This is a genomic window from Cupriavidus sp. 01L43, from assembly GCF_056399925.1.
In genome coordinates this window covers 198,518-223,286 of the sequence record NZ_JBFTSH010000003.1, presented here as the reverse complement: position 1 = coordinate 223,286, position 24,769 = coordinate 198,518, and the positions used below count along the sequence as shown (strand labels likewise).

The 24,769-nt window shown below is 69.3% G+C and carries 24 protein-coding genes; 18 read left to right on the top strand and 6 right to left on the bottom strand.

The genetic code is table 11. From position 1 onward, the window contains the following. The first annotated feature begins 11 nt into the window (after nt 1-11). The 18 genes from AC1DP9_RS07955 (at nt 12) to AC1DP9_RS07870 (ending at nt 17,720) form a co-directional block, all read left to right on the top strand. Nucleotides 12-1,142 (top strand): acyl-CoA dehydrogenase family protein, encoded by a 1,131-nt coding sequence (locus tag AC1DP9_RS07955; protein WP_092291335.1) that lies wholly within the window; start codon nt 12-14, stop codon nt 1,140-1,142. A 114-nt stretch (nt 1,143-1,256) separates the two neighbouring features. After that, nucleotides 1,257-1,925, top strand: a complete 669-nt coding sequence (locus tag AC1DP9_RS07950; protein ID WP_092291337.1) for a 2-hydroxychromene-2-carboxylate isomerase — start codon at nt 1,257-1,259, stop codon at nt 1,923-1,925. Further along, nucleotides 1,922-2,614 (top strand): HAD family hydrolase, encoded by a 693-nt coding sequence (locus AC1DP9_RS07945; protein WP_477107004.1) that lies wholly within the window; start codon nt 1,922-1,924, stop codon nt 2,612-2,614. Before AC1DP9_RS07950 ends, AC1DP9_RS07945 begins: the two co-directional genes overlap by 4 nt. Further along, nucleotides 2,611-3,042: a YchJ family metal-binding protein gene (locus AC1DP9_RS07940; RefSeq protein ID WP_092291341.1), complete on the top strand. Its 432-nt coding sequence runs from the start codon at nt 2,611-2,613 to the stop codon at nt 3,040-3,042. The genes AC1DP9_RS07945 and AC1DP9_RS07940 overlap by 4 nt, the downstream gene beginning before the upstream one ends. Before the next feature lie 51 nt (nt 3,043-3,093). Next, on the top strand, nt 3,094-4,701 hold the full coding sequence (locus AC1DP9_RS07935) for a carboxyl transferase domain-containing protein (RefSeq protein ID WP_477105391.1): 1,608 nt from the start codon (nt 3,094-3,096) through the stop codon (nt 4,699-4,701). Between the two features lie 72 nt (nt 4,702-4,773). Beyond that, nucleotides 4,774-5,697 (top strand): dienelactone hydrolase family protein, encoded by a 924-nt coding sequence (locus AC1DP9_RS07930; protein ID WP_092291345.1) that lies wholly within the window; start codon nt 4,774-4,776, stop codon nt 5,695-5,697. 31 nt (nt 5,698-5,728) lie between these two features. Beyond that, nucleotides 5,729-6,517, top strand: coding sequence for an enoyl-CoA hydratase/isomerase family protein (locus tag AC1DP9_RS07925; RefSeq protein WP_477107003.1), 789 nt, complete (start codon nt 5,729-5,731; stop codon nt 6,515-6,517). Between the two features lie 256 nt (nt 6,518-6,773). Then, on the top strand, nt 6,774-8,192 hold the full coding sequence (gene bioA, locus AC1DP9_RS07920) for an adenosylmethionine--8-amino-7-oxononanoate transaminase (RefSeq protein ID WP_477107002.1): 1,419 nt from the start codon (nt 6,774-6,776) through the stop codon (nt 8,190-8,192). Beyond that, nucleotides 8,182-9,396: an 8-amino-7-oxononanoate synthase gene (bioF, locus tag AC1DP9_RS07915; RefSeq protein WP_092291351.1), complete on the top strand. Its 1,215-nt coding sequence runs from the start codon at nt 8,182-8,184 to the stop codon at nt 9,394-9,396. Before bioA ends, bioF begins: the two co-directional genes overlap by 11 nt. Further along, nucleotides 9,393-10,157 (top strand): dethiobiotin synthase, encoded by a 765-nt coding sequence (bioD, locus tag AC1DP9_RS07910; protein ID WP_477107001.1) that lies wholly within the window; start codon nt 9,393-9,395, stop codon nt 10,155-10,157. The genes bioF and bioD overlap by 4 nt, the downstream gene beginning before the upstream one ends. 30 nt (nt 10,158-10,187) lie before the next feature. Then, complete coding sequence (gene bioB / locus AC1DP9_RS07905) at nt 10,188-11,258, top strand: biotin synthase BioB (RefSeq protein ID WP_477107000.1); 1,071 nt, start codon at nt 10,188-10,190, stop codon at nt 11,256-11,258. Nucleotides 11,259-11,323: 65 nt separating this feature from the next. Beyond that, nucleotides 11,324-13,357 (top strand): acetyl/propionyl/methylcrotonyl-CoA carboxylase subunit alpha, encoded by a 2,034-nt coding sequence (locus AC1DP9_RS07900; RefSeq protein WP_477106999.1) that lies wholly within the window; start codon nt 11,324-11,326, stop codon nt 13,355-13,357. 96 nt (nt 13,358-13,453) lie between these two features. Beyond that, the gene (locus tag AC1DP9_RS07895; RefSeq protein ID WP_477106998.1) at nt 13,454-14,395 is read left to right on the top strand and encodes a 2-hydroxyacid dehydrogenase; all 942 of its coding nucleotides are present in this window, start codon (nt 13,454-13,456) and stop codon (nt 14,393-14,395) included. Between the two features lie 41 nt (nt 14,396-14,436). Then, a complete protein-coding gene (locus AC1DP9_RS07890) occupies nt 14,437-15,369 on the top strand; it encodes a hydroxymethylglutaryl-CoA lyase (RefSeq protein WP_477106997.1) in 933 nt (310 codons plus the stop codon). A 46-nt stretch (nt 15,370-15,415) separates the two neighbouring features. Further along, entirely contained in the window at nt 15,416-15,949 is a 534-nt protein-coding gene (locus AC1DP9_RS07885; RefSeq protein ID WP_477106996.1) for a YbaK/EbsC family protein, read from the top strand. 8 nt (nt 15,950-15,957) lie between these two features. After that, nucleotides 15,958-16,218 carry a DUF1289 domain-containing protein gene (locus tag AC1DP9_RS07880; protein ID WP_092291365.1) on the top strand — a complete coding sequence of 87 codons (261 nt, stop codon included), beginning with the start codon at nt 15,958-15,960 and terminating at the stop codon, nt 16,216-16,218. Beyond that, the gene (locus tag AC1DP9_RS07875; RefSeq protein ID WP_441591433.1) at nt 16,215-17,156 is read left to right on the top strand and encodes an MBL fold metallo-hydrolase; all 942 of its coding nucleotides are present in this window, start codon (nt 16,215-16,217) and stop codon (nt 17,154-17,156) included. The genes AC1DP9_RS07880 and AC1DP9_RS07875 overlap by 4 nt, the downstream gene beginning before the upstream one ends. Before the next feature lie 15 nt (nt 17,157-17,171). Next, nucleotides 17,172-17,720, top strand: a complete 549-nt coding sequence (locus AC1DP9_RS07870) for a GNAT family N-acetyltransferase (protein ID WP_477107091.1) — start codon at nt 17,172-17,174, stop codon at nt 17,718-17,720. A gap of 3 nt (nt 17,721-17,723) precedes the next feature. Here the strand turns inward: AC1DP9_RS07870 and AC1DP9_RS07865 are convergent, their stop codons facing one another. The 6 genes from AC1DP9_RS07865 to AC1DP9_RS07840 form a co-directional block, all read right to left on the bottom strand. Then, entirely contained in the window at nt 17,724-19,865 is a 2,142-nt protein-coding gene (locus tag AC1DP9_RS07865) for a TonB-dependent receptor (protein ID WP_477106995.1), read from the bottom strand. Nucleotides 19,866-19,925: 60 nt separating this feature from the next. Beyond that, entirely contained in the window at nt 19,926-20,411 is a 486-nt protein-coding gene (locus tag AC1DP9_RS07860) for a hypothetical protein (protein WP_477106994.1), read from the bottom strand. Further along, entirely contained in the window at nt 20,344-21,528 is a 1,185-nt protein-coding gene (locus AC1DP9_RS07855) for a GTP-binding protein (protein WP_477106993.1), read from the bottom strand. The genes AC1DP9_RS07860 and AC1DP9_RS07855 overlap by 68 nt, the downstream gene beginning before the upstream one ends. A gap of 241 nt (nt 21,529-21,769) precedes the next feature. After that, complete coding sequence (dksA, locus tag AC1DP9_RS07850; protein WP_008642844.1) at nt 21,770-22,189, bottom strand: RNA polymerase-binding protein DksA; 420 nt, start codon at nt 22,187-22,189, stop codon at nt 21,770-21,772. A gap of 617 nt (nt 22,190-22,806) precedes the next feature. Further along, nucleotides 22,807-23,901 carry a CobW family GTP-binding protein gene (locus AC1DP9_RS07845; protein ID WP_477106992.1) on the bottom strand — a complete coding sequence of 365 codons (1,095 nt, stop codon included), beginning with the start codon at nt 23,899-23,901 and terminating at the stop codon, nt 22,807-22,809. Nucleotides 23,902-23,932: 31 nt separating this feature from the next. Beyond that, nucleotides 23,933-24,451, bottom strand: a complete 519-nt coding sequence (locus AC1DP9_RS07840; RefSeq protein ID WP_092292099.1) for a Fur family transcriptional regulator — start codon at nt 24,449-24,451, stop codon at nt 23,933-23,935. Nucleotides 24,452-24,769: the final 318 nt, after the last annotated feature.

Below are 24,769 nucleotides of genomic sequence, written 5' to 3'. Positions count from 1 at the left end.
ACAAGGACACCATGCTGCTGACCCCCGAACAGGAAATGATCCGCGACGCCGTGCGGCAGTTCGCGCAGGACGTCATCGCCCCGCAGGCGGCGCAGTGGGACCGCGACAAGACCTTTCCGAAGGCCGTGCACAAGGAGCTGGCCGCGCTCGGCTGCTACGGCGTGGCCGTGCCGGAAGAGCTGGGCGGGGCAGGGCTGGACTACCTGTCGCTGGCGCTGATCCTCGAGGAGATTGCCGCCGGGGACGGTGGCACCTCCACCGTCATCAGCGTGAACAACTGCCCGGTGTGCAGCATGCTGATGGCCTTCGCCAACGACGCGCAGAAGCAGCAGTGGCTGGCCCCGCTGGCGCGCGGCGAGATGCTGGGCGCGTTCTGCCTGACCGAGCCGCACGTCGGGTCGGACGCCGCCGCGCTGCGTACCACCGCCCGGCGTGACGGCGACCACTACGTGCTCAACGGCGTGAAGCAGTTCATCACCAGCGGCAAGCACGCCGACGTGGCCATCGTCATGGCCGTGACCGACAAGGCCGCCGGCAAGCGTGGCATCAGCGCCTTCCTGGTGCCAACGTCCACGCCCGGCTACGTCGTGGCGCGCATCGAGGACAAGCTCGGCCAGCATTCGTCCGATACCGCCCAGATCGTGTTCGAGGACTGCCGCATCCCGGCTGAGAACCTGCTGGGCGAGGAGGGCGCCGGCTACAAGATGGCGCTGTCCGGGCTCGAAGGCGGGCGCATCGGCATTGCCTCGCAGAGCATCGGCATGGCCCGCGCCGCGTTCGACGCCGCGCTGGCCTACGCCAAGGAGCGGGAAAGCTTCGGCCAGCCGCTGTTCCAGCATCAGGCCGTGCAGTTCCGGCTGGCCGACATGGCTACCCGCATCGACGTGGCGCGCCAGATGGTCTGGCACGCGGCGACGCTCAAGGATGCCGGCCGCCCGTGCCTGAAGGAAGCCGCCATGGCCAAGCTGTTCGCCAGCGAGATGGCCGAGGCGGTCTGCTCGGACGCCATCCAGGTCTTCGGCGGCTACGGCTATGTGACCGATTTCCCGGTCGAGCGCATCTACCGGGACGTGCGCGTGTGCCAGATCTACGAAGGCACGAGCGACATCCAGAAGATCCTCATCGCCCGCGCGCTCGGCTGAGCGCGGGCGGGAAGCGTACTATCGGCAATCGTACTTGTACTATTGGCAATCGCCGTCGCAGTTCCTAGTTCCTGACCCCAACGCAAGCGAATCTGACCTGGAGCCCCCTTCGCCATGACCGCACCGATCGACTTCTACTTCGATTTTTCCTCGCCCTACGGCTACTTCGCCAGCACCCGCATCGACGAGATCGCGCAGAAGTACGGCCGCTACGTGGCGTGGCATCCGATCCTGCTGGGCGTGGTGTTCAAGACGACGGGCTCGTCGCCGCTGCCGAGCATCCCGCTCAAGGGCGAATACTGCTGGCGCGACTTCGAGCGCACCGCCGAATTCCACCACATCGACTACAAGCGCCCGACACACTTTCCGCTGCCCACCCAGCACGCCGCGCGCGCGGTGCTGTGGCTGCAGAACCACCATGGCGCCGATGTGGCCACGGCGTTCGCCAAGGCCGTGTACCGGGCGCTGTTCGTCGATGACCTCAATATCGCCGAGCCGGCGGAGCTGGCCAAGCTGGCCGAGCCGCTGGGCGTCGACCCCATCGCCATGAACGAGGGCGCCACCAGCTACCAGATCAAGGACCAGCTCAAGGCCGAGATCGAGGTGGCGATGGCCAAGGGCGTGTTCGGCTCGCCGTTCGTGATCATCGACGGGGAGCCGTTCTGGGGCTTCGACCGCTTCGAGCAGGTGGAGTCCTACCTCAAGAGCCGGCGGCAGACGGCACAGACCCCGCTGCGCGCCGTCGGCGGCAATGACATCACCAAGGAAAAGAAACCCGCATGACCGCAGCAACCCAGGCCCCCGTGCAGCCCTCCGCCTTCGATTGCGTGATCTTCGACTGTGACGGCGTGCTCGTCGACAGCGAGCCCATCGTCCACCGCGTGCTCAACGAGATGCTCAACGAGCTGGGCGTCGCCATCTCGCTGGAGGAGTCGAAGCGCTGGTTCCTCGGCCGCGCCGTGCGCGACGAGCTGGGCAATATCGAACGCCGGCTGGGCAAGCCGCTGCCCGACAACTGGCTGTCGACGTGGCTCGCGCGCCGCAACCAGGTGCTGGAGGCCGAGGTGGTGGCCGTGCCGCACGTGCGCGAGGCCATCGAGGCCATCACCGCGCGCGGCCTGCCCGTGTGCGTGGCTTCCGGCGCGGACCGCATCAAGGTGAAGCTGCAACTGACGCGCACCGGGCTGGTCGAGCTGTTCCAGCAGGACACGCGCGAGCACATCTTCTCCTCCACCGAGGTCGAGCGCAGCAAGCCGGCGCCGGACGTCTACCTGCTGGCCGCGCGCACGATGAGTGTCGATCCGTCGCGCTGCGTGGTGGTGGAAGACAGCCCCACCGGCGTGACGGCCGGCGTGGCGGCGGGCATGACCGTGCTCGGCTACGCCGCGCTGAACGATGCCCGCGAGCTGCGCGAAGCCGGCGCAAGCGCCATCTTCACGGACATGCGCCAACTGCCGGAGCTGATCGGATGAGTCCAAGCCGCCCTCAGCGCGCCGGTCCCGAGCCTTGCCCGTGCGGCCATGCCGACTACGCCGCGTGCTGCGGGCGCTTTCATCGCGGCGAGGCGCTGCCGCCGAACGCCGAGGCGCTGATGCGCTCGCGCTACAGCGCCTACGTCAAGGGGCTGGTGGACTGGCTGCGCCAGACCTGGCACGCCACCACCTGCCCGAACGACCTGGCCCCGGAGCGCGAGACGCGCTGGCTCGGGCTGACGGTCAAGGCCCACGCCCAGCAGGACGACACCCACGCCATCGTCGAATTCGTCGCCCGCTACAAGGTGGGTGGCCGCGCGTGGCGGCTGCATGAGCGCAGCCGCTTTGTGTTCGAGCCGCGCGAGGCCGGGGAGACGCCGCGCTGGCTCTATGTCGATGGCGAGATGCTCGGGCAGGATCAGGGGTAGGGATTGGCAGGGAAGCGGTAAGCGGGAACGAGACAAAGAACAGGACGAGACATGCCCACGCTGGAAACCAAACTGAACGCACGCTCGGAAGCCTTCAAGGCCAACGCCGAGGCCATGCAGGCGCTGGTGGCGGACCTCAAGGCCCGCATCGCCAAACTGGCCGAAGGCGGCGGCGAAGCCGCCCGCGCCAAGCACCTGGGTCGCGGCAAGCTGCTGCCGCGCGACCGCGTGCAGCAACTGCTCGATCCGGGCACCCCGTTCCTGGAGCTGTCGCAACTGGCCGCGTACGAGATGTACGACGACGCCGCGCCCGGCGCCGGCATCATCACCGGCATCGGCCGGGTGGCCGGGCAGGAGTGCGTGATCGTCTGCAACGACGCCACGGTCAAGGGCGGCACCTACTACCCGATCACGGTCAAGAAGCACGTGCGCGCGCAGGAAATCGCCGAAGAGAACAACCTGCCGTGCATCTATCTGGTCGATTCGGGCGGCGCCAACCTGCCCAATCAGGACGATGTCTTCCCGGACCGCGACCACTTCGGCCGCATCTTCTACAACCAGGCCAACCTGTCCGCCAAGGGCATTCCGCAGATCGCCGTGGTGATGGGTTCCTGCACGGCCGGCGGCGCCTACGTGCCGGCGATGAGCGACGAGTCGATTATCGTCAAGGACCAGGGCACGATCTTCCTGGGCGGCCCGCCGCTGGTGAAGGCGGCCACCGGCGAGGAAGTCAGCGCCGAGGACCTGGGCGGCGCGGACGTCCACACCCGGCTGTCCGGCGTGGCCGACTACTTCGCCCAGAACGACCACCACGCGCTGTCCCTGGCGCGCAACATCGTCCAGCACCTGAACCGGCGCAAGCCGGACCAGATCCGCCTGCACGAGCCGGCGCCGCCGCTGTATCCCACCGAAGAACTCTACGGCGTGATCCCCACCGACACGCGCAAGCCCTACGACGTGCGCGAGGTCATCGCCCGCCTCGTCGATGGCTCGGAATTCGACGAATTCAAGGCACGCTACGGCACCACGCTGGTCTGCGGCTTTGCGCGGATCTGGGGCTACCCGGTCGGCATCATCGCCAACAACGGCATCCTGTTCTCGGAGTCGGCGCTCAAGGGCGCGCACTTCATCGAGCTGTGCTGCCAGCGCAAGATCCCGCTGGTGTTCCTGCAGAACATCACCGGCTTCATGGTCGGCCGCAAGTACGAGAACGAAGGCATTGCGCGCAATGGCGCCAAGATGGTGACCGCCGTGGCCACGGCGCAGGTGCCGAAGTTCACGGTCATCATCGGCGGCTCGTTCGGCGCCGGCAACTACGGCATGTGCGGCCGGGCCTACTCGCCGCGCTTCCTGTGGATGTGGCCGAACGCGCGGATTTCGGTGATGGGCGGCGAGCAGGCGGCCAGCGTGCTGGCCACGGTGCGGCGCGACGGCATCGAGGGGCGCGGCGGCAAGTGGAGCGCCGATGAGGAAGAGGCGTTCAAGCAGCCCATCCGCGACCAGTACGAGCATCAGGGCCATCCGTACTACGCCAGCGCGCGGCTCTGGGACGATGGTGTCATCGACCCGGCGCAGACGCGCACCGTGCTCGGCCTGGGCCTGTCCGCCAGCCTCAACGCGCCCATCGGCGACATGAAGTTCGGCGTGTTCCGGATGTAGGCCCGCCAGTCAGCCACGTTTTTGCCGTACCCGTTTCGACCTTTCCCTCACCGCATTTTTTCTGGTTTGACCATGTTGCGCCTTGCCCCCCTCGTTCGCGGCGTTGCCGTCGCGCTGGCCTGCGTCACGCTGTGCGGGGCGGCCGTCGCCCAGTCGGCACTGGCCGCGCTGCCGCCGCGCACGATCGAGCGCGTGGTGATGGTGCCCAAGGCCGGCGCGGACGCCAACGTGGACCTGGAGACCACCATCTTCCGGCCCGCCGCCGATGGCCGCTACCCGCTGGTGGTGATCAACCACGGCAAGGCGCCCGGCAAGCCCGCCTACCAGGGCCGCGCGCGCTTTGCCGCGCAGAGCGCGGAGTTCGTGCGGCGCGGCTACGTGGTGGCGCTGCCGATGCGGCAGGGCTTCTCGAAGTCCGGCGGCGCCTACGTGGGCGGTAGCTGCAACATCAGCGCCAACGGCATGGCGCAGGCCGAGGATGTCATCGCCGCGCTCGACTACCTCGTGCAGCAGCCCTATGTGGACCCGACCCGCATCGTGGTGATCGGTCAGTCGCATGGCGGGCTCTCGACCATGGCGCTGTCCGCCATCGGCTATCCGGGCGTGCGCGGCGTGGTCAACTTCGCCGGCGGGCTGCGCAATGCCGCGTGCGCCGGCTGGGAGAACAACCTGATCGATGCGTTCGGCGACTACGGCCGCACGGCGCGCTACCCGTCGCTCTGGTTCTACGGCGACAACGACAGCTTCTGGCCCTGGCCGCTGCCCGAGCGGCTGTACAACAACTACAAGGCGACCGCGAGCGGCCCGGCCGCCGACGCGCGCTTCGTCGACGTGGGTGAGTTCGAGGGCGACTCCCACAAGCTGTTCAGCAGCCGCCACGGCATCGCGCTGTGGCTGCCCGAGGTGGACGCCTTCTTCCACCATATCGGCATGCCGTTCGACGACGCGCCGGAAGACCCGCCCAAGCCAGCCGGCGCCACCGAGCGCGCCTCCTGACACCCCCATCGATGCCCCGGAGACAGAGACCATGCACTTCACCACGCTGAACGTGACCGCCGCGCACCACGTTGCCACGGTCACGCTGAACCGCCCGGACGTGCGCAACGCGTTCAACGAAACCGTGATTGCCGAGGTGACCGGCGCGTTCCGCGCGCTGGGCGATACCCCCGACGTGCGCGCCATCGTGCTGGCAGGCACCGGCCCGGCCTTCTGCGCCGGTGCAGACCTGAACTGGATGAAGAAGATGGCCGGCTACACGGACGATGAAAACCGTGCCGATGCCCTGACGCTGGCCCAGATGCTCCACACCATCTGGGCCTGCCCCAAGCCGGTGATCGCCCGCATCCACGGCGACACCTACGCGGGTGGCGTGGGCCTGGTGGCCGCGTGCGACATCGCCGTGGCTGCCGAGCCTGTCAACTTCTGCCTGTCCGAGGCCAAGCTCGGCCTGCTGCCGGCCACCATCAGCCCCTATGTGATCCGGGCAATGGGCGAGCAGGCCGCGCGGCGCTACTTCATCACGGCGGAGCGGTTCGACGCCGCCGAGGCGCTGCGGCTCGGCTTCGTCCATGCCGTGGTGCCGGCCGCACAACTGGACACCAAGGTGGCCGAGGTGGCCGCCGCGCTGGTCGCCAACAGCCCCAACGCCGTGCGCGAGAGCAAGCGGCTGGTGCAGGAAGTGGCGGGGCGGGCCATCGACAACGACCTGCTGGCCGACACCGCGAACCGCATCGCGGCGATCCGCGCGTCCGAGGAAGGGCGCGAGGGCGTGCGGTCTTTCCTCGAAAAACGCGCGCCGGCATGGCGTCCGCAATGATTTTTCTGCCGATTTGTTTCGGGACGATGCCGGACGTTAGCGGCTGGAAGCCCGCATGGGGCGGCGCGCGCGTCACCGCATCCGCCAACATCGTGCAACCTCGGCCAAGTTGCCGCTAACGTGCCGGGGCAGCCCGGTTTGCCAAGTCCCCAAGGACCTTCCTACCATGAGCCTCCCCATTCCGTCCTGCTTGCCAGCGCGCCCCGGCCTCGTCCGGCGTGGCGCCGGCGTGGACGGACAACAAAGGAGGCTTCCCTTGGAACATCCGGAACACCTTTCTTCCCCAGCGGCTGACGGATCACTCGCCGCGCGCAGCCAGCGCGCCGTGTGGCACCCGTGCACGCGCCTGCGGCCCGACGCGGGCGCCAACGAGCCGCCGCTGGCCATCGCACGTGGCGAAGGCCCGTGGCTGATCGACACCGACGGCCGCCGCTACTTCGACGCCATCAGTTCGTGGTGGGTCAACCTGTTCGGCCACGCCAACCCGGTCATCAACGCCGCGCTGGCGGACCAGATGCAGACGCTCGAACACGTGATGCTGGCCGGCTGCACGCACGCGCCGGCCGTGGCGCTGGCCGAGCGGCTGTCCGCGCTCACCGGCGGGGCGCTCGGCAACACCTTCTATGCGTCCGATGGCGCGTCGGCGGTGGAGATCGCGCTCAAGATGAGCTTCCACTACTGGCACAACACCGGCCTGCCGGCCAAGCGCGAGTTCGTGTGCCTGCGCCACGGCTACCACGGCGAGACGGTGGGCGCGCTGGCCGTGACCGATGTGGAGATCTTCCGCGACGCCTACGCCCCGCTCACGCGCCGCGCCCATGTGGTGATGTCGCCGGACGCCCGCCAGGCCAATCCCGGCGAGAGCGCCGCCGATGTCGCCACCCGCGCGCTGGCCGACCTGGAAGCGCTGCTGCGCGAACGCGCCGGCCAGATCGCCGCGCTGATCGTCGAGCCGCTGGTGCAGGGCGCCGCCGGCATGGCGATGTATGACCCGTCCTATCTGGAAGGCGCCCGGGCGCTGTGCGACCGCTATCGCGTGCACCTGATTGCCGACGAGATTGCCGTGGGCTGCGGCCGTACCGGCACGTTCTTCGCCTGGGAGCAGGCGCGCGAGCGTCAGGAGGGTGAAGCCTTGCCCGCCCACGCGTGGCCAGACTTTCTGTGCCTGTCGAAGGGCATCAGCGGCGGCTACCTGCCGCTCTCGCTGGTGCTGTCGCGGCCGGAGATCCAGCGCGCCTTCGTCGCCGACGACATCGCGCGCAGCTTCCTCCATTCGCACTCGTACACCGGCAACCCGCTGGCCTGCCGCGCCGCGCTGGCCACGCTCGACCTGTTCGACGCGGAAGACGTGCTCGCCCGCAACCGCGCCCGCGCCCGCTGGCTGGCCGACGCCATGGCGCCGCTGGCCGCCGACCCGCGCCTGGTCAACGTGCGCCAGCGCGGCATGATCTGGGCTGCCGATGTGGACCCGGAGGTCGCCGGCGCCGATTTCGCGTCGCGCTTCCATCTGGCCGCGCGCGAACAGGGCGTGCTGGCGCGCCCCATCGGCAACACCCTCTATCTGATGCCGCCGTACGTGTTCGACCAGCAACTCGCCGAATGGCTGGGCGAGCAGCTGCTCACCACGCTGCACGCGGTGGCGGGACCGATGCCGGAGGTGCGCCATGCTGCTTGAGCAACTGACCCGCGCCGCCGCCGACCGCGAAGCCCAGGCGCTCACGCGCCGGCGCCGCATCGCCCACACGGCCTGCGCGCCGCACCAGTCGGTCGGCGCCATCGACGCCAGGCCGGTGCCGCTGCTGACCTTCAGCAGCAATGACTACCTCGGGCTGGCCAACCATCCGGCGATTGCCGAGGCGCTGGCCGATGGCGCGCGTCGCTATGGCGCCGGCAGCGGGGCTTCCCACCTCGTCAGCGGCCATTCGATTGCGCACGCCCAGCTCGAACAGGAACTGGCGCGGTGGCTGGCGCCGCATATCCCGCAGGCGCAGGCGCTGTACTTCTGCACTGGCTATATGGCGAACCTTGCCGTGCTGACCTCGCTCGGCACCGCCGGCGCGACGCTGTTCTGCGAGACGCTGAACCATGCCTCGCTGATCGACGGCGCCCGGCTGGCCCGTGCCGATGTGCAGCGTTATCCGCATGGCGATCTCGCCGCGCTGGACGCCCAGCTCGCCGCCCACACCGGCGGCCTGAAGCTGATCGTGACCGACAGCGTGTTCAGCATGGATGGCGATATCGCGCCGCTGGCTGGCCTGCTGGCGCTGGCCGAGCGCCACGATGCGTGGATCATCGTCGACGATGCCCACGGCTTCGGCGCGCTGGGCGAGAACGGGCGGGGCGTGCTGGAGCACCTCGGCCTGCGCTCGGAACGGCTGATCTATATCGGCACGCTGGGCAAGGCCGCCGGCGTGGCCGGGGCGTTCGTGGCGGCGCACGCCACGATCATCGAGCATCTGGTGAACACCGCGCGCCCCTATATCTATACGACGGCGGCGCCGCCGGCCGTGGCGCACGCGCTGCTGACCAGCCTGGCGATCATCGCCGGTGAGGAAGGGCGCCAACGCCGCGCGCAGCTTGGCGGGCTGATTGCCACGCTGCGCGACGGACTGGCCCGGCTGGCCGCGCAGGCCGGCTGGACGCTGGGCGAAAGCGACACGGCGATCCAGCCGCTGATCGTCGGTGACAACGCCGCCGCGCTGGCGCTGTCTGCCGCGCTGGAGGCCGAGGGCATCCGCGTGGGCGCCATCCGGCCGCCGACCGTGCCGGCCGGCACCGCGCGGCTGCGCATCACGCTGTCCGCCTCGCACACCGCGCAGGACGTGCAGCGGCTGCTCGATGCCATCGCGCGGGCCATCCCGCACCGGGAGGCCGCATGAAGGATATCGACAAGGAGCAGAAGAAGCCCGGCCGCGTGGCCTGCTTCGTCACCGGCACCGATACGGGCGTCGGCAAGACTCACGCCACGGCCACGCTGCTGCACGCGCTGCACGCGGCGGGCTACACCACTGTCGGCATGAAGCCGGTGGCGAGTGGCGGCGAGTGGCTGGACGAGCGCTGGCAGAACGACGACGTGGAGCAGTTGCGCGCCGCCGGCTCGGTGATCGTGCCGCAGGAGGAGATGTGCCCGTTCCTGATGCGCACGCCGGTCTCGCCGCACCTGGCGGCGGCCATGGAAGGGCTGCGCATCACGCGCGAGCCGATCCAGGCCGCGTTCGCGTCGCTGCGCCATCGCGCCGAAGCCGTGGTGGTGGAGGGCGTGGGCGGCTTCCAGGTGCCGCTCGACGTGGGCGCCGCGCGCTGGAACACCGCCGACCTGGCCGAAATGCTCAACGTGCCCGTGGTGATGGTGGTGGGCGTCCGGCTTGGCTGCCTGAACCACGCGATGCTGACCGCCGACGCGGTGCGGGCGCGCGGGCTCACGCTGGCCGGCTGGATCGCCAACCGCATCGACCCCGACATGCTGCTGCCGCACGAGAACATCGCCACGCTGCACGACGCGCTCGGCGCGCCCTGCCTGGGCGAGCTGCCCTGGCAGGTGGCCCCCGCCGTGGCGGCGACGGAACTCGACCTCGCCCCGCTGCTGGCCAGCATGCCGCCGCATATCCGATACACCGCCGTGGCCCAGTTCGCTGACTGAGCCCCGACTACACAGAATCCGCAAAAGACCATGACCCAACAAGCCCAACAAGCCCAACAATCCCAACAGACCTCCGCCCAGACCGTCGCCACGATTTCCGCCGACGCCCTGCGCCAGTCCGCCCGCAACCTGCAAGCCGCCGCCGAGCGTGATGAAAACGCCGCATGGCGGGTCGATGACGTCGCCGCGCTGTTCGCGCTGCCGTTCAACGACCTGCTGTTCCGCGCGCAGCAGGTGCATCGCGAACACTTCGACGCCAACACGGTGCAGCTTTCCACGCTGCTGTCGATCAAGACCGGCGGCTGCGAGGAGGATTGCGGCTACTGCCCGCAGAGCGCGCACCACGACGCCGGCGTGAAGGCCGAGAAGCTGATGGAACTGGACGCCGTGCTGGAGGCCGCCCGCAACGCCAAGGCCAACGGCGCCACCCGCTTCTGCATGGGCGCCGCCTGGCGCAGCCCGAAGGACCGCCATCTGGAGCCGGTGATCGACATGGTGCGCGAGGTCAAGGCGATGGGCCTGGAGACCTGCGTGACGCTGGGCATGCTCAAGGCCGAGCAGGCGCAGCGCCTGGCTGACGCCGGCCTGGACTACTACAACCACAACCTCGATACCTCGCCCGAGTTCTACGGCAAGATCATCGGCACGCGCACCTACCAGGACCGCCTGGACACCATCGGCCACGTGCGCGGCGCCGGCATCAACGTCTGCTGCGGCGGCATCGTCGGCATGGGCGAGGCCCGCGAGGCGCGCGCCGGCCTGATCGCCCAGCTGGCCAACCTGGATCCGTACCCCGAGTCGGTCCCCATCAACAACCTGGTGCAGGTGGAGGGCACACCGCTGGCGGGCACCGAAGCGCTGGACCCGTTCGAGTTCGTCCGCACGATTGCCGTGGCACGCATCACCATGCCGCGCGCGATGGTGCGCCTGTCCGCCGGCCGCGAGGCCATGGACGAAGCGTTGCAGGCGCTGTGCTTCATGGCCGGCGCCAATTCGATTTTCTATGGCGAAAAGCTGCTGACCACCGGCAACCCGCAGGCCGAGCGCGACCGCGCGCTGCTGGCCCGGCTCGACATCCGCGCGGAAGGCTACGCGGGATGACGGCCCTGCCGTGAGGTAAGCAACTGGCCGCCCCCCCGGATAACAAGGGAAACAAAGGAGGAGCCATGTTCAACAAGATCCTGATCGCCAACCGTGGCGAGATTGCCTGCCGTGTGGCGGCCACGTGCCGCCGGCTGGGCATCCGCACGGTGGCCGTCTACTCCGATGCGGACGCGAACGCGCGCCATGTGGCGTTCTGCGACGAAGCCGTGCATATCGGCGGCCCGGCCGCGCGCGACAGCTACCTGCGCGCGGACCACATCATCGAGATGGCGAAGGAGACCGGCGCCCAGGCCATCCACCCGGGCTACGGCTTCCTGTCCGAGAACGAGGCGTTCGCGCAGGCGTGCGCCGCCGAAGGGCTGGTCTTCATCGGCCCGCCGGCCTCGGCCATCCACGCCATGGGCAGCAAGAGCGCGGCCAAGCAGCTGATGGAAAGCGCGTCCGTGCCGCTGGTGCCCGGCTACCACGGCGAGGATCAGGACCCGGCGCTGCTGCGCCGCGAGGCGGACCGCATCGGCTACCCGGTGCTGATCAAGGCCAGCGCGGGCGGCGGCGGCAAGGGCATGCGCGTGGTGGAGGCGGGCGAGGGCTTCGAGGCCGCGCTGGCCTCGGTCAAGCGCGAGGCATCGGCCAGCTTCGGCGACGACAAGGTGCTGGTCGAGAAATACCTGACCCGCCCGCGCCATATCGAGATTCAGGTTTTTGCCGACACCCACGGCAACTGCGTCTACCTGTTCGAGCGCGACTGCTCGGTGCAGCGGCGCCATCAGAAGGTGCTGGAGGAGGCCCCCGCGCCCGGCATGACCGAGGAACGGCGCCGCGCGATGGGCGAGGCGGCGGTGGCGGCGGCCAAGGCCGTGGGCTACGTCGGCGCCGGCACGGTCGAGTTCATCGCCAATCAGGACGGCTCGTTCTACTTCATGGAGATGAACACCCGCCTCCAGGTGGAGCATCCGGTCACGGAGATGATTACCGGCCAGGATCTGGTGGAGTGGCAGTTGCGCGTGGCGGCCGGCGAGCCGCTGCCGCTGACGCAGGACCAACTCCGCATCGACGGCCACGCGCTGGAAGCGCGCATCTACGCCGAGAACCCCGAGAACCAGTTCCTGCCGTCCACGGGCACGCTGCGCTTCCTGCGCACGCCGCCGGCGGTGCAGTTCATGCTTGGCGGGGACTCCCACGGCCCGGCAGGCGTGCGGATCGATGCCGGCGTGCGCGAGGGCGACACCATCAGCCCGTTCTATGACCCGATGATCGCCAAGCTGATCGTCTGGGGCCCCAACCGCGACGCGGCGCTGGCGCGCATGGAGCAGGCGCTGGCCGGCTACCACGTGGTGGGGCTGCAAACCAACGTCGCCTTCCTGCAGCGGCTGGTCAAATCCGAGGCGTTCCGCACGGCAGACCTCGACACCGGCCTGATCGAACGCAACCAGGCGGTGCTGTTCCCGCCGCCCAAGGCGGCCGGCATGGAGGCCATCGCGCTGGCCGTGGCTGCGCTGCTCGAGCGCGAGACCCGCACGCGCCGCATCGACGAGGCCGACCGGCACTCGCCGTGGACCCACGCCGGCCCGTGGCGCCTGAACGGCCGGGAGTCCCGTACGCTGTACTTCTCGCATCGCGGCAACAAGGTGGAAGTGGTGCTGCGCGCCGACCCGCGCCGCAGCACGCTGATCTATGCCGATCAGGCGGCGCCGTTCGCCTACGTGTTCAAGGCCGACGACATCCGCGTGGACCTGGGCACCCGCCGCACCCACGGCCAGGTGCACGTGGAGGGCGACATGTTCCACGTCTTCACCGCCGGCCGGCACACGGAACTGGCGTGGCTGGACCCGCTGGGCCACGCCGGCGAGGCCGAGAGCGAGGGCGGCAAGCTCACCGCCCCGATGCCGGGCAAGGTCATCGCCGTGATGGTGACGCCCGGCAGCACCGTCACGCGCGGCACGCCGCTGCTGGTGATGGAAGCCATGAAGATGGAACACACCATCAGCGCGCCCGCCGACGGCGTGGTCAGCGAGGTGCTCTACGGCGTGGGCGAGCAGGTGGCGGAAGGCGCGCAACTGCTGGCGTTTGCGGTGGCGGAGCCAACGGCTGCCTGACGGTTTGCTCCCCTCTCCCAGAGGGAGAGGGGAGCAAAGCAGGGTCTGCCGTGCCAAAATGCCCCCACAACACCCCCGAAAAGAACTGGAGTCGAGATGAAGTTGCAGTTGTACGTGCCGGATGGCCGCTATGAACCCTGGATCGAAGGCTTTGCCGAGGCGCTGCCCGAGGCGCAATGCCTGAAGTGGGAGGAAAGCCAGGGCGAGGCCGCCGACTACGCCGTGGTCTGGCGTCCGCCCGTGGCCATGCTGCGTGGCCGCCAGGACCTGCGCGCCGTGTTCAACCTCGGTGCCGGCGTGGACGGCATCCTGCGTCTGCGCGACGAAGACCCCGAGGCGCTGCCGGCCGGCGTGCCCATCGTGCGCCTCGATGACGCCGGCATGGCCGCCCAGATGGCCGAATACGTCACCGCCGCCGTGCTGCGCTACTTCCGCAAGCTCGACGCCTACGACGCCCAGGAACGCGCCGGCACGTGGAAATTCCTCAAGCCCCATCGCCGCGCCGACTTCACCATCGGCGTGATGGGCATCGGCACGCTGGGCGCCCACATCGCCCGCACGCTGGCCGGCTTCGGCTTCCCGGTGCGCGGCTGGAGCCGCTCCGCCAAGGCCGTGGATGGCGTGGAATCGTTCCACGGCGAGGATGGCCAGCGCAACTTCCTCGACGGCCTGCGCGTGCTGGTGAACGTGCTGCCGCTGACCACCGAGACCGAGGACATCATCGACACCGGCCTGCTCTACCGCCTGGCCCGTGGCGCCTATGTGATCAACGTGGCGCGCGGCCCRCACCTGGTGGAAGACGACCTGCTGGCCGCCGTGCGCGAAGGGCAGATCGCCGGCGCCACGCTGGACGTATTCCGCACCGAACCGCTGCCGGCCGACCATCCGTTCTGGCAGGAGTCGCGCATCACCATCACGCCGCATATCTCGGCGCTGACGCTGCGCGAGGACAGCATCGCCCAGATCGCCGGCAAGATCCGCGCGCTGGCCGAAGGCAAGCCGATTGCCGGCGTGGTGGACCTGCAGCGCGGCTACTGAGCCGGGCCGGCACGTCCAGACAAGGAACCGAGGAGACAGCCATGACCATGCCCCAGTACGTGAAGATCGTCGAAGTGGGCCCGCGCGACGGGCTCCAGAACGAAAAAGCGATGGTGCCCGCCGACGTCAAGGTGACGCTGATCAACCAGCTCACCGACGCGGGCTTCGTCAATATCGAGGCCGCGTCGTTCGTCTCGCCCAAGTGGGTGCCGCAGATGGCGGACGGCGCCGAGGTCATGGCGCGCATCCAGCGCCGCCCCGGCACGCTGTATTCGGCCCTGACGCCGAACCTGAAGGGCTTCGAGGGCGCCGTGGCGGCCGGGGCCGACGAGGTGGTGATCTTCGGCGCGGCCAGCGAGGCGTTCTCGCAGAAGAACATCAACTGCTCGATCGCCGAGTCGATCGCCCGCTTCGAGCCGGTGGCGGCCGCCGCCAAGGAAGCCGGCGTGCGGCTGCGCGGCAGCATCTCGTGCACGCTGGGCTGCCCCTACCAGGGCGAGGTGTCCGTCCACGACGTGGTGGACGTGGTGCGCCGCATGCGCGACCTGGGCTGCGACGAGATCGACATCGCCGATACCATCGGCGTCGGCACGCCCGCGCGGGTGCAGGAAGTGATGCGCGCGGCGTCGATGGAGTTTGCGATCGACCGGCTCTCGGGTCATTTCCACGATACCTACGGGCAGGCGCTGTCCAACATCCTGGCCAGCCTGGAAGTGGGCATCGGCATCTTCCACGCGTCCGTGGCGGGGCTGGGCGGCTGCCCGTACGCCAAGGGCGCCACCGGCAATGTGGCCACCGAGGACGTGCTCTACATGCTCCACGGCATGGGGCTGCATACCGGCATCGACCTGGAGGCGGTGGTGCGCACCGGCGACTACATCTCGCAGGCCATCGGCCGCCCGAACAACTCGCGCGTGGGCCGCGCCCTGCTGACCAAGTGGGCGGCGGCGGACGACGCGGCGGTCTGCGTCTGAGCCTGAGCCGCCCCTATATATATAGACAGATAACGAGAACCGATCGATGAGCGCGTCCCCCGCATCCAATGAGCCGAACCCACCCGGCGAATTGCCCGACGCCGCGCAGCGCGTGGCCGCCCTGCTGGCCGGCATCGGCCATGACCGCCCAGTGGTGATGCTGCCGGCCACCGGCAAGACCTCGGCCGAAGCCGCCGCCGGGCTCGGTTGCAGCGTGGCGGAGATCGCCAAGTCGATCATTTTCCGGCGCGTGGCGGACGACGCCCCGGTGCTGGTTATCGCCAGCGGCAGCAACCGCGTGGACGAGGCCAAGGTGGCCGCCCGCGTGGGCCCGCTGGGCAAGGCCGATGCGAAGTTCGTGCGCGAGAAGACCGGCTATGCGATTGGCGGCGTCTGCCCCATCGGCCACGCCGTGCCGCCCGTGATGCTGCTCGACCAGGACCTGTTCCGCTACGAGAGCCTGTGGGCCGCCGCCGGCCATCCGCACGCGGTGTTCAACCTCACGCCGCACCAGCTCCAGGCCATGACCGGCGCCGAAGTCGCCGATGTGGCGGCGCAGGTGGCGCAGGTGGCAAACTGACCCGCGCGATGTCCGCCGTGCTCCCGCCCGCCGCGCGCCGCCTGCAAGCCGACCTCACGCGCGGCGCCGCTGCCGCGTTGGGGACGTCGCCGGTGGCGTCCCCGTGCCGCAACGTCTGCAAGATGGACCCGGTGACCGGCTATTGCGAAGGCTGCCTGCGCACCATCGAGGAAATCGCCGGCTGGTCCCAGGCCGATGATGCCGAGCGCCGGCGCGTCTGGGCGCTGCTGCCTGCGCGCGTGGCGTGGCTGGGCGGAGACGGGGCATGAACGCGCCGCTTTCCTTTTCCGCCTCTTTGCCGCCGTCCGTCCGCGTGTTCGAGCGCGGCTGGCTGTCGGCCAACAACGTGCTGCTGGTCGATGACGAGACTGGCGACACGGCGCTCGTCGATACCGGCTACCTGACCCACGCCGCCCAGACCGAGGCGCTGGTCGCATCGGCGCTCGATGGCCGGCCCTTGCGGCAGGTCATCAACACCCATCTCCATTCGGACCATTGCGGCGGCAACGCCGCGCTGCAGGCGCGCTGGCAACCGCGCACGTCGATCCCGGCCGCCGAGGCGGCGGCGGTGTCCGCGTGGGATGACGACGCCCTGAGCTTCGTGGCCACCGGCCAGCAGTGCCAGCGCTTCACCTTCGACGCGCTGCTGCACGACGGCGACCACCTGCGCCTGGGCGGCCTGGACTGGCACGTGGTGGCCGCGCCGGGCCACGACCCGCACGCAGTCATGCTGTTCGCCCCCGGGCCGCGCATCCTGATCTCGGGCGACGCGCTCTGGGAAAACGGCTTCGGCGTGATCTTTCCCGAACTCGACGGCGAAAGCGGCTTCGCGGAGCAGGCCGCCGTGCTGGCGCGCATCGCCGAACTCGACGCCCGCCTCGTCATCCCCGGCCATGGCCGCGTGTTCGGCGATGTGTCCGAGGCGGTGGCGCGCGCGCAGGGCCGGCTGGCCCACCTGCGCGGCGACCCGCTGCGCAACGCCAGCCACGCGGTAAAGGTGCTGGTGAAGTTCAAGCTGCTGGAGCAGCAGTCGATGTCGCGCACCGCGCTGCTGGCGTGGATGCACGGCACGCCGCTGATGCAGCGCATCCACGCGCGCTTCATGGCCGAGACGCCGTTCGAGACGGTCTTCGCCCAGACCCTGCGCGGGCTGGCGGCGGTGGGCGCGCTGGCGCTGGACGGCGAGACCGTCCACAACCGCGACTGAGGCGCCCGGGCCATGATGCCGCCGCTGCGGGGCAAGGACTTCATGCTGCGGCCCTTCCGTGCGGCTGACGTGCAGCCGTTCGCGGCGGCGGTGCGGGAGTCGATGGCCACCGTCGGCGCCTGGATGCCGTGGGCGCGGCACGACTACAACACGCTGGACGCCCAGGAGTGGTTCGCGCGCTGCGACACCAATATGGCGGATGGCTCCGCGTTCGACATCGGCGTGTTCTCGCCCGATGGCCGAGAGCTTTACGGCGGCGTGGCGATCAACCAGATCCGGCCGGAGGACAACCTCGGCAATCTGGGCTACTGGATTCGGGAGAGCCGCCAGCGGCAGGGGCTGGCGGCGGGCGCGGCCACGATGATGGCCTGCCATGGCTTCCACGGGCTCGGCCTGACCCGCATCGAGATCGTGGCGGCCGAGGCCAACGTGGCGAGCCGCGCCGTGGCGGTGAAGATCGGCGCCACGCTCGAATGCATCGCCCGCAACCGGCTGATCCTGCGCGGCAGGCCGGTTGCGGCGGCGGTGTACTCGCTGGTGCCGGAGTGGTTCTCGGGGGGCTGACCCTTAGAACGACGTCCGCATGCCGATCTTGACGCTGCGGCCCGGCAGCGGGGCGATGTCGCGCAGGATCGACGTGGCGCTGCGGGCTTCCTCGTTGGTGAGGTTGTCGCCGCGCACGTAGAACAGCGTCTGCACGCCCGATACCTTGAGCTTGTACGTCAGCGCCACGCCCAGCGTGGTGTACGCGTCGGTGGGCGTGTCGCCGCTCGGCACGCGGCTCTGGCGCGCGTTCCAGTTCACGTCCATGCGCGCGCCCCACGGGCCGGCGCCGTAGACCAGCGCGCCGCCCAGCCGCAGCGGGGACAGGCGCGGCAGGGCCTCGCCGGTGTTGCGGTTCTCGCCGTGGACGTAGTCGGCGCGGGCTTCGAAGTCCAGCGTGTCGCTGGTCGTCAGCATCTTCTGCAGCAGCCGCGTCTTGCCTTCGGCCTCGAAGCCATACAGCGTGGCCGGCACGCCGAGGTATTGCAGCTCCGGCAGCGCGCCGTCACTGCCGGCGGCCACCACATTGCCTTCCGCGTCGCGGAAGCTGCCCGAATTCACCAGCGCCAGGTAGTTCTGGAATCGGCTGTAGTAGCCCGAGAGCGAGCCGCTATGCGCGCCCTGCTTGAAGCGCACGCCCAGGTCCAGCGAGGTGGCGCGCTCCTTGTTCGCGTTGGGGTCGCCTACCTCGTAAGAGCCGGTGGCCAGGTGGGGGCCGTTGGCGTACAGCTCGTAGAACGTGGGCGCGCGCTCGGTGTAGGACAGGTTCGTGGTCACCGACCACACCGGGTCCAGCTTCCACAGCAGCCCGGCCGAAGCGCTGCCCGCGTTGAAGCTGCGGTTCGCATCGGTAAAGCGGTCGTTGCCGTTGGCGCTGGCCTTGACGCTGCTGTGGTCCAGCCGGCCGCCGAGGTTCAGCTTCAGGTCGCCCGAGGCCACCAGCGGCATTTCCTCGAACACGAAGATGGCGGCGTTGTCCGTGGCGGTGCTCGGCACGAACGCCTCCTCGCCCAGCGCGGAGAAGTTGGTGTGGCCGAACTGCGTGCCGATCACCCCGGTCATGTTGCCGATCTTGCCGTGCGTGGCTTCCAGGCGGGCGTCCCAGCCGTGGTTCTTGAAGATCGTGCCGGTCTCGCCGTCCTCGATCTCGCGGTGTTCGTAGTCGGTGTAGCTGAACTTGCCCTTCACCGCCTCGATAAAGCCACCGGTGTTGTTCGACAAATTGCGCGCCTCGCCCTCCACCGCGTAGCGGTCCTGGCGCATCTTGATGCGCGCGTCGGCTTCGGCCGGGGTGCCGTAGTCGTTGCGATAGGTCGAGAAGTTGGCGCCGACGAAGCCGTCGTTCCAGGTGTAGGCGCCGCCCATCGCGCCGCCTTCCTGGTGCGCGTTGGTGTTCGGGATCTTGCCGTAGGCCTCGCTCTCGCCCTCGGGCAGCGGCTGGGTGGCGCGCAGGTTGCCGCTGCGTGCGTAGCCGGGGATCTTCAGGTCGCTGGTCTGGCGCACGAAGGCGTCGGCGTGCACGGCGAACTGGCCATTGCCGGCCTCGATCAGGCCGCTGGCGTTGCGGCCCTTGTCGCCGCCGATGGTGCCGCTCACGTCCGCCGCGCCGCTCACGCCGGTAATCGGGTCGCGCGGGATGCGGTTATCGATCACATTCACCACGCCGCCGATGGCGCTGCCGCCGTACATCAGCGCGGCCGGGCCGCGTACCACTTCGATCTTCTCGGCCACCAGCGGGTCGATGGGCACCGCGTGGTCATAGGACAGCGTGGAGGCGTCCAGCGTGGAACCGCCGTTCTGGAGCACCTTGATGCGGTCGCCATCGAGCCCCCGGATGATCGGCCGGCTCGAGTTCGGGCCGAAATAGGTCGACGTCACACCGGGCAGGCTGTTCAGCGTCTCGCCGAGTGTGCTGGCCTGGCGCACGGCCAAGGCGTCCCCGCCGAGCGAGGAGACCGGCGCGACCATGTCGTTGAGGTCGCTGCCGAGCGGATTGGCGGTGACCACCACTTCCTTGAGGGTTTGCGGGGCGGCCTGAGGGGCAACCGGAGTCGCGGCTTCCTGAGCCGAGGCGCCAGCGGTGAAGCCGGCGGTGACGAGAAAGGCGGCAACGGCCGCCAGCGGGGTGCGGCGCACCGCCGAGGAGAAGTGAATAGGGGAGGACATGGCTCGCGATTCGAATTCGATGACGAAGCGCGGGCGGCGGTTCACACCGCAGCCGCGCGATCAGGCGAAGACGGGCGAGGCAGGCGGGGCGCGAGAGTGGAAGGGCCGGGCGGCGGGCAGGTCGGGCCAACGCCAGGCGAGGCTGGCCGGCTTGACCGGCTTGCCGAAGGCCAGCACCGGCAGGTCGACGCTGCCGTGGTGGCTGTCAGCCAGCGTCGCGCCATCGAACAGCACGCACGAGTGCAGGCCGAGCTTGAGCGCGAAGGTGTCGGTATGGGTGTCGGTGCTGTCAGTGGCGGCTTCAGCCGTCACCGGGGCCGTCATGCCCGGCAGGCCGCCGTGCATCACGCGGTGGATCAGGCCCGCGTGCTGGGCCAGCAGCAGGCCCAGCACGAGGCACAGCGCGGTCCAGAGGCCGGGGCCGTGGGCACGCCAGCGGGCCATCCGGCCGCCGATGCGGTCGGCGAGAAAGGTGGCTTCAGTGCGCATGGCCGCAATCGCACGCGTCATCGCCATGATCGTGGTCATGGTCGTGCGCGTGGTCATGATCGTGATCGTCACCGAAGGCGTCGCCCCAGTCGGGGAACGGGTCGGGGTAGGCCGCCCATGCTTCGGGGCCCGCCGCGAGTTCGGCGTCGGTCAGCAGGCAGGTGTCCAGCCGGGCCTCGAGCCCCGGGGCGTCGAGATTCTCGCCGATCAGCACGAGTTCCTGGCGGCGGTCGCCGTACTCGGCGGGCAGGCCGTCATCGACCATATCGGCCTCGATACCGGCGCGCGAGGCGGCGTCAGCCGGCCATTCCTCGGCGTCGATCGCGGCCCACCAGGCGCCGGCGGCACCGGGGCGGCACACGCCGCCTGCCTGATGCCAGTCGCCGGCAATGTCCATGCGGCTGGCCAGCCAGAAGATGCCCCGGGAGCGCAGCACGTCGCCATGCTCGCGCATCCATTCGGTATGAATCAGGTCCGCGAAACGCTGCGGATGGAACGGGCGGCGCCGGCGGTACAGCAGGGCCCCCATGCCAGCGGCGGCCGGCACCGGCTCGCCCTGCAGCGCCACCTGCCAGCCGGCGGCATTCGGGGTGGCGTCCGGGTCGAAGCGGCCCGTGCCGAGCACGCGCCCGGCCGGCACCTTGCCGTGGCTCGCATCGACGAGGTCCGCGCGCGGGTTCAGCGCGTGCAGCACGGCGTGCAGGCGGCCGAGCTGGCCGGCATCGACCAGGTCGATCTTGTTGATGACGATGACGTCGGCGACTTCGATCTGGTCGATCAGCACGTCCACGACGGTACGGTCGTCGTCGTCATGGGCGGCCAGGCCGCGCTCGGACAGGAAATGGGCGTCGTGATAGTCGCGCAGGAAGCGCTCGGCATCGACCACCGTGACCAGGGTGTCCAGATGCGCCACGCCCGCCGGGGCGTCGCCGTGGGCGTCCTCGAAGGCGAAGCCCTCGGCAATGCCGAGCGGCTCTTCGGTGGCCTGGGCCTCCGCCACCACGTAGTCGTGCTGGCCGGCCTGCGCCAGCCGGTCTACCTCGGCCAGCAGGTCGCCCTGGCTCGCGGCCACGGCCACGCGCGCGCCGCCCTGCGCGAGCAGGTGTTGCAGCACGGTGGTCTTGCCGGCGCCGGAGAAGCCGGACAGTACGGTGACGGGCAGACGAGGAGCCATGGAACGGGCGATTTCGGCGATGGGCGCGCCAAAGCGGCGCGCAAGGTGTTATTGCAACAAGGTTGCGACTGTAGCAGAAAGCCGCTCCGGACGACAGCCCGGCCAGGTGGGTAGGTGTCCTGCCAATGGTAGTGCCGTGGCCGCCGTGAGACAAACCGCCCGGCACCGGCGCGTCATCAATGTGTCACCAAACAAAACGGCCCGGATGACCGGGCCGTGTTTGTCGGAGCGGGGCGGGAGATCAGTCCCCGAACAGCTTCTGGCGCAGTTCGCGGCGCTGCTGGGCTTCCAGCGACAGCGTGGCCGTGGGGCGGGCCAGCAGGCGCGGCACGCCGATCGGCTCGCCGGTTTCCTCGCACCAGCCGTAGTCGCCGGACTCGATGCGCTGCAGCGACTGCTCCACCTTCTTCAGCAGCTTGCGCTCGCGGTCGCGGGTGCGCAGCTCGAGGGCGTGTTCTTCCTCGATGGTGGCGCGGTCGGCCGGGTCCGGCACGATCACCGTCTCGCGCAGGTGTTCCGTGGTCTGGTCCGCATTCTTGAGGATTTCGTCGCGAAGCTGCTCAAGGCGATTCTTGAAGAAGGCCAGTTGCGCCTCGTTCATGTAATCCTTGTCGCTCATCTTCAGGATTTCAGCTTCAGTCAGAAGTTTGTTGCTGCTCATGGTTGCTGCTGATTCTCTTGTTGATGCGACCGGCGGCGTCTTGGTCCGCTCGGGTGCAGTGGCCGCCCGCTTGCGCGGTGCGGTCGGTTCACTCTGGCTGGCTGCAGTCTTGCTGCTTCGCGTGCCTCCCTTGGCCTCGCCCGCATCGGCGTGCGCCGTACTGCCGCGGGGAGCTGGCGCTGCCTTCACTGCTGGCTGCGCGTCTGGCGTCTCCGCCGCAGCGGTGCCTGTCTTGCTGCGGCTTTCTTTGGTCTTCGTTGCGGCTGTCATGGGGACACCTCTCTCTACGCGTCGACGAGTGACGGCGCTGTTGCCAAGGTACCCCAAGCGGAGGGCGGTCTCCGCATGAAGCACTGCGACCGCGCCTGCCGGCGGCCCGCCTCATGCTGACGACGACCGCCGCCCTGCCAATACCGGCGCCGCTCAAACGTGCGTCGCCCGTATCAAATCCGGCCTATTGTACTTGAACAAGTTTTTCGTAGATATGGGAGAAAGCCGGACAAGAGACAGGAGTTTTCCCGGTACCCCGCCCAAAGGAGGGGAAGGGTGGGCGGAAAACCGGTCCGGCGGCAACCGCCACAGGATGCGGCGGTTGCTTCACATCGGGTGGGAGGGGCTCAGGCCAGGCAGGCGGCCAGTCCCTTGAGGATGGCATCGCGCGGCAGGTCCACGCCGATGAAAACCATCTTGGTGACCGGGGTCTCGTCTTCCCACTTGGCGCCGATGTCGCTGCCCATCAGCTGGTGCACGCCCTGGAACACCACCTTGCGGTCCACGCCTTCCATATAGAGCACGCCCTTGTAGCGCAGCAGCTTCTCGCCATAGACCGACAGGATGCCCGACAGGAATTCCTCGAGCTTGCCGTAGTGGAACGGCTTGTCGCTGCGGAAGACGAACGAGGCGATGTGGTCCGTGTGGTGGTGATGGTGGTGGTGGTCGTGCACGCCATGCCCGTGACCGTGGTCGTGGTCATCGTGGTCGTGGCCGCAGTGCTCGTCGTGCACGTGGCCATGATCGTGGTCATGGTCGTGCTCATCGTGCTCATGGGCCTCGGCGCGCAGGAAATCGGGGTCGATCTCGAGCTTCTCGTTCAGGTTGAAGCCGCGCAGGTCGAAAATCGTGTCGATCGGGGTCTCGCCGAAGTTGGCGGTGCGGATCGGCGCGCGCGGGTTCATGTGCAGCAGGCGATGGCGCAGGTCGGCCACCTCGGCCTCGGGCACCAGGTCGGACTTGGTGATGAAGATGGCGTCGGCAAAGCCCACCTGGCGCTGCGCTTCCTCCTGCTTGTCCAGCTGGAGGTTGCCGTGCTTGGCGTCCACCAGCGTGATCACGGCGTCCAGCAGGTAGCGCGCGGCGATTTCCTCGTCCATGAAGAAGGTCTGCGCCACCGGGCCCGGGTTGGCCACGCCGGTGGTCTCGATCACCACGCGGTCGAAATCGAGCTTGCCTTCGTCGCGCTGCGTGATCAGGTCGGACAGCGCCTGCACCAGGTCGCCCCGGATCGTGCAGCAGATGCAGCCGTTGCTCATCTGGACGATCTGCTCGCGGCCGTCCTGCACCAGGATCTCGTTGTCGATGTTCTCCTCGCCGAACTCGTTCTCGATGACGGCGATTTTCATGCCGTGCTGCTCGGTGAGGATGCGCTTGAGCAGCGTGGTCTTGCCGCTGCCGAGGAAGCCCGTCAGGATCGTGACCGGGATCAGTTTGGACATGTCTTGGAACTCCGGGAAAGGTTTGCGGCGCCTAGTGGGCGTCGCCGGCGCCGCGCGTGCGGCCGCATTCGGCGCACACGCCGTTGACGGTCAGCTCCACGTGCTCGACGGCAAAGCCGCGCGGCACCTTGGGCGCTACCGACGGCGCGGGCACGCCGGCCGCCTCGAGGCAGAACGTGCGGTCGCAGCGGGTGCAGTGGAAATGGCTGTGCTGGCGATGGACTTCGGCGCGCGCGGCCTCGTGCTCCACCAGCGTGAAGCGGAACACGCGGTCATGGCCCGCGCGCTTCTGCGCCAGCCCCTGCTCGACCAGCCAGTCGAGCACGCGGTAGACCGTGACGCGGTCCACGTCGCCATCGGCCGGCAGGCGGTCGATCACGGCCTGGTGCGTGAGCGGGTCCTCGGCGTCGATCAGGCAGGCGAGGATGGCCACGCGCGGCTGCGTCACGCGCGCGCCAAGCTGGCGCAGGCGCGCCTGCGCAGCGTCCAGCGTGGCGTCGGGGAGCGGCCCGGCTGCCTGGGCGGCCGGATGCGGGATGGTGCGTGTCATGCGGGCCATTTAACCATAGCGCCCGGGTCGATGCAATTCAGTTGCGTAAGCGGCTGCGCGGCACGAGCGCGGCGCAAGCGTGGCGAATCCGCCGAAAACGCCGCTTTCTCGCGGGTTAGCCCCTATACCTCGCTAATCTTTCAGGTTGCTAACATCCACCTCCGGCTCCGCCTGTCAGCGGGGTCAGTTGCTGTTCGCTTCCCATACATTGAGCCGATGGTCACCGCGTGTTTCCAATATGGACCGCGACCGGCGGCGCCGCCTCCCGGGCGGCCCGGCCGGCGGCAAGGGGTGTAAAGAGGAGGAGGCAAGGCGGAC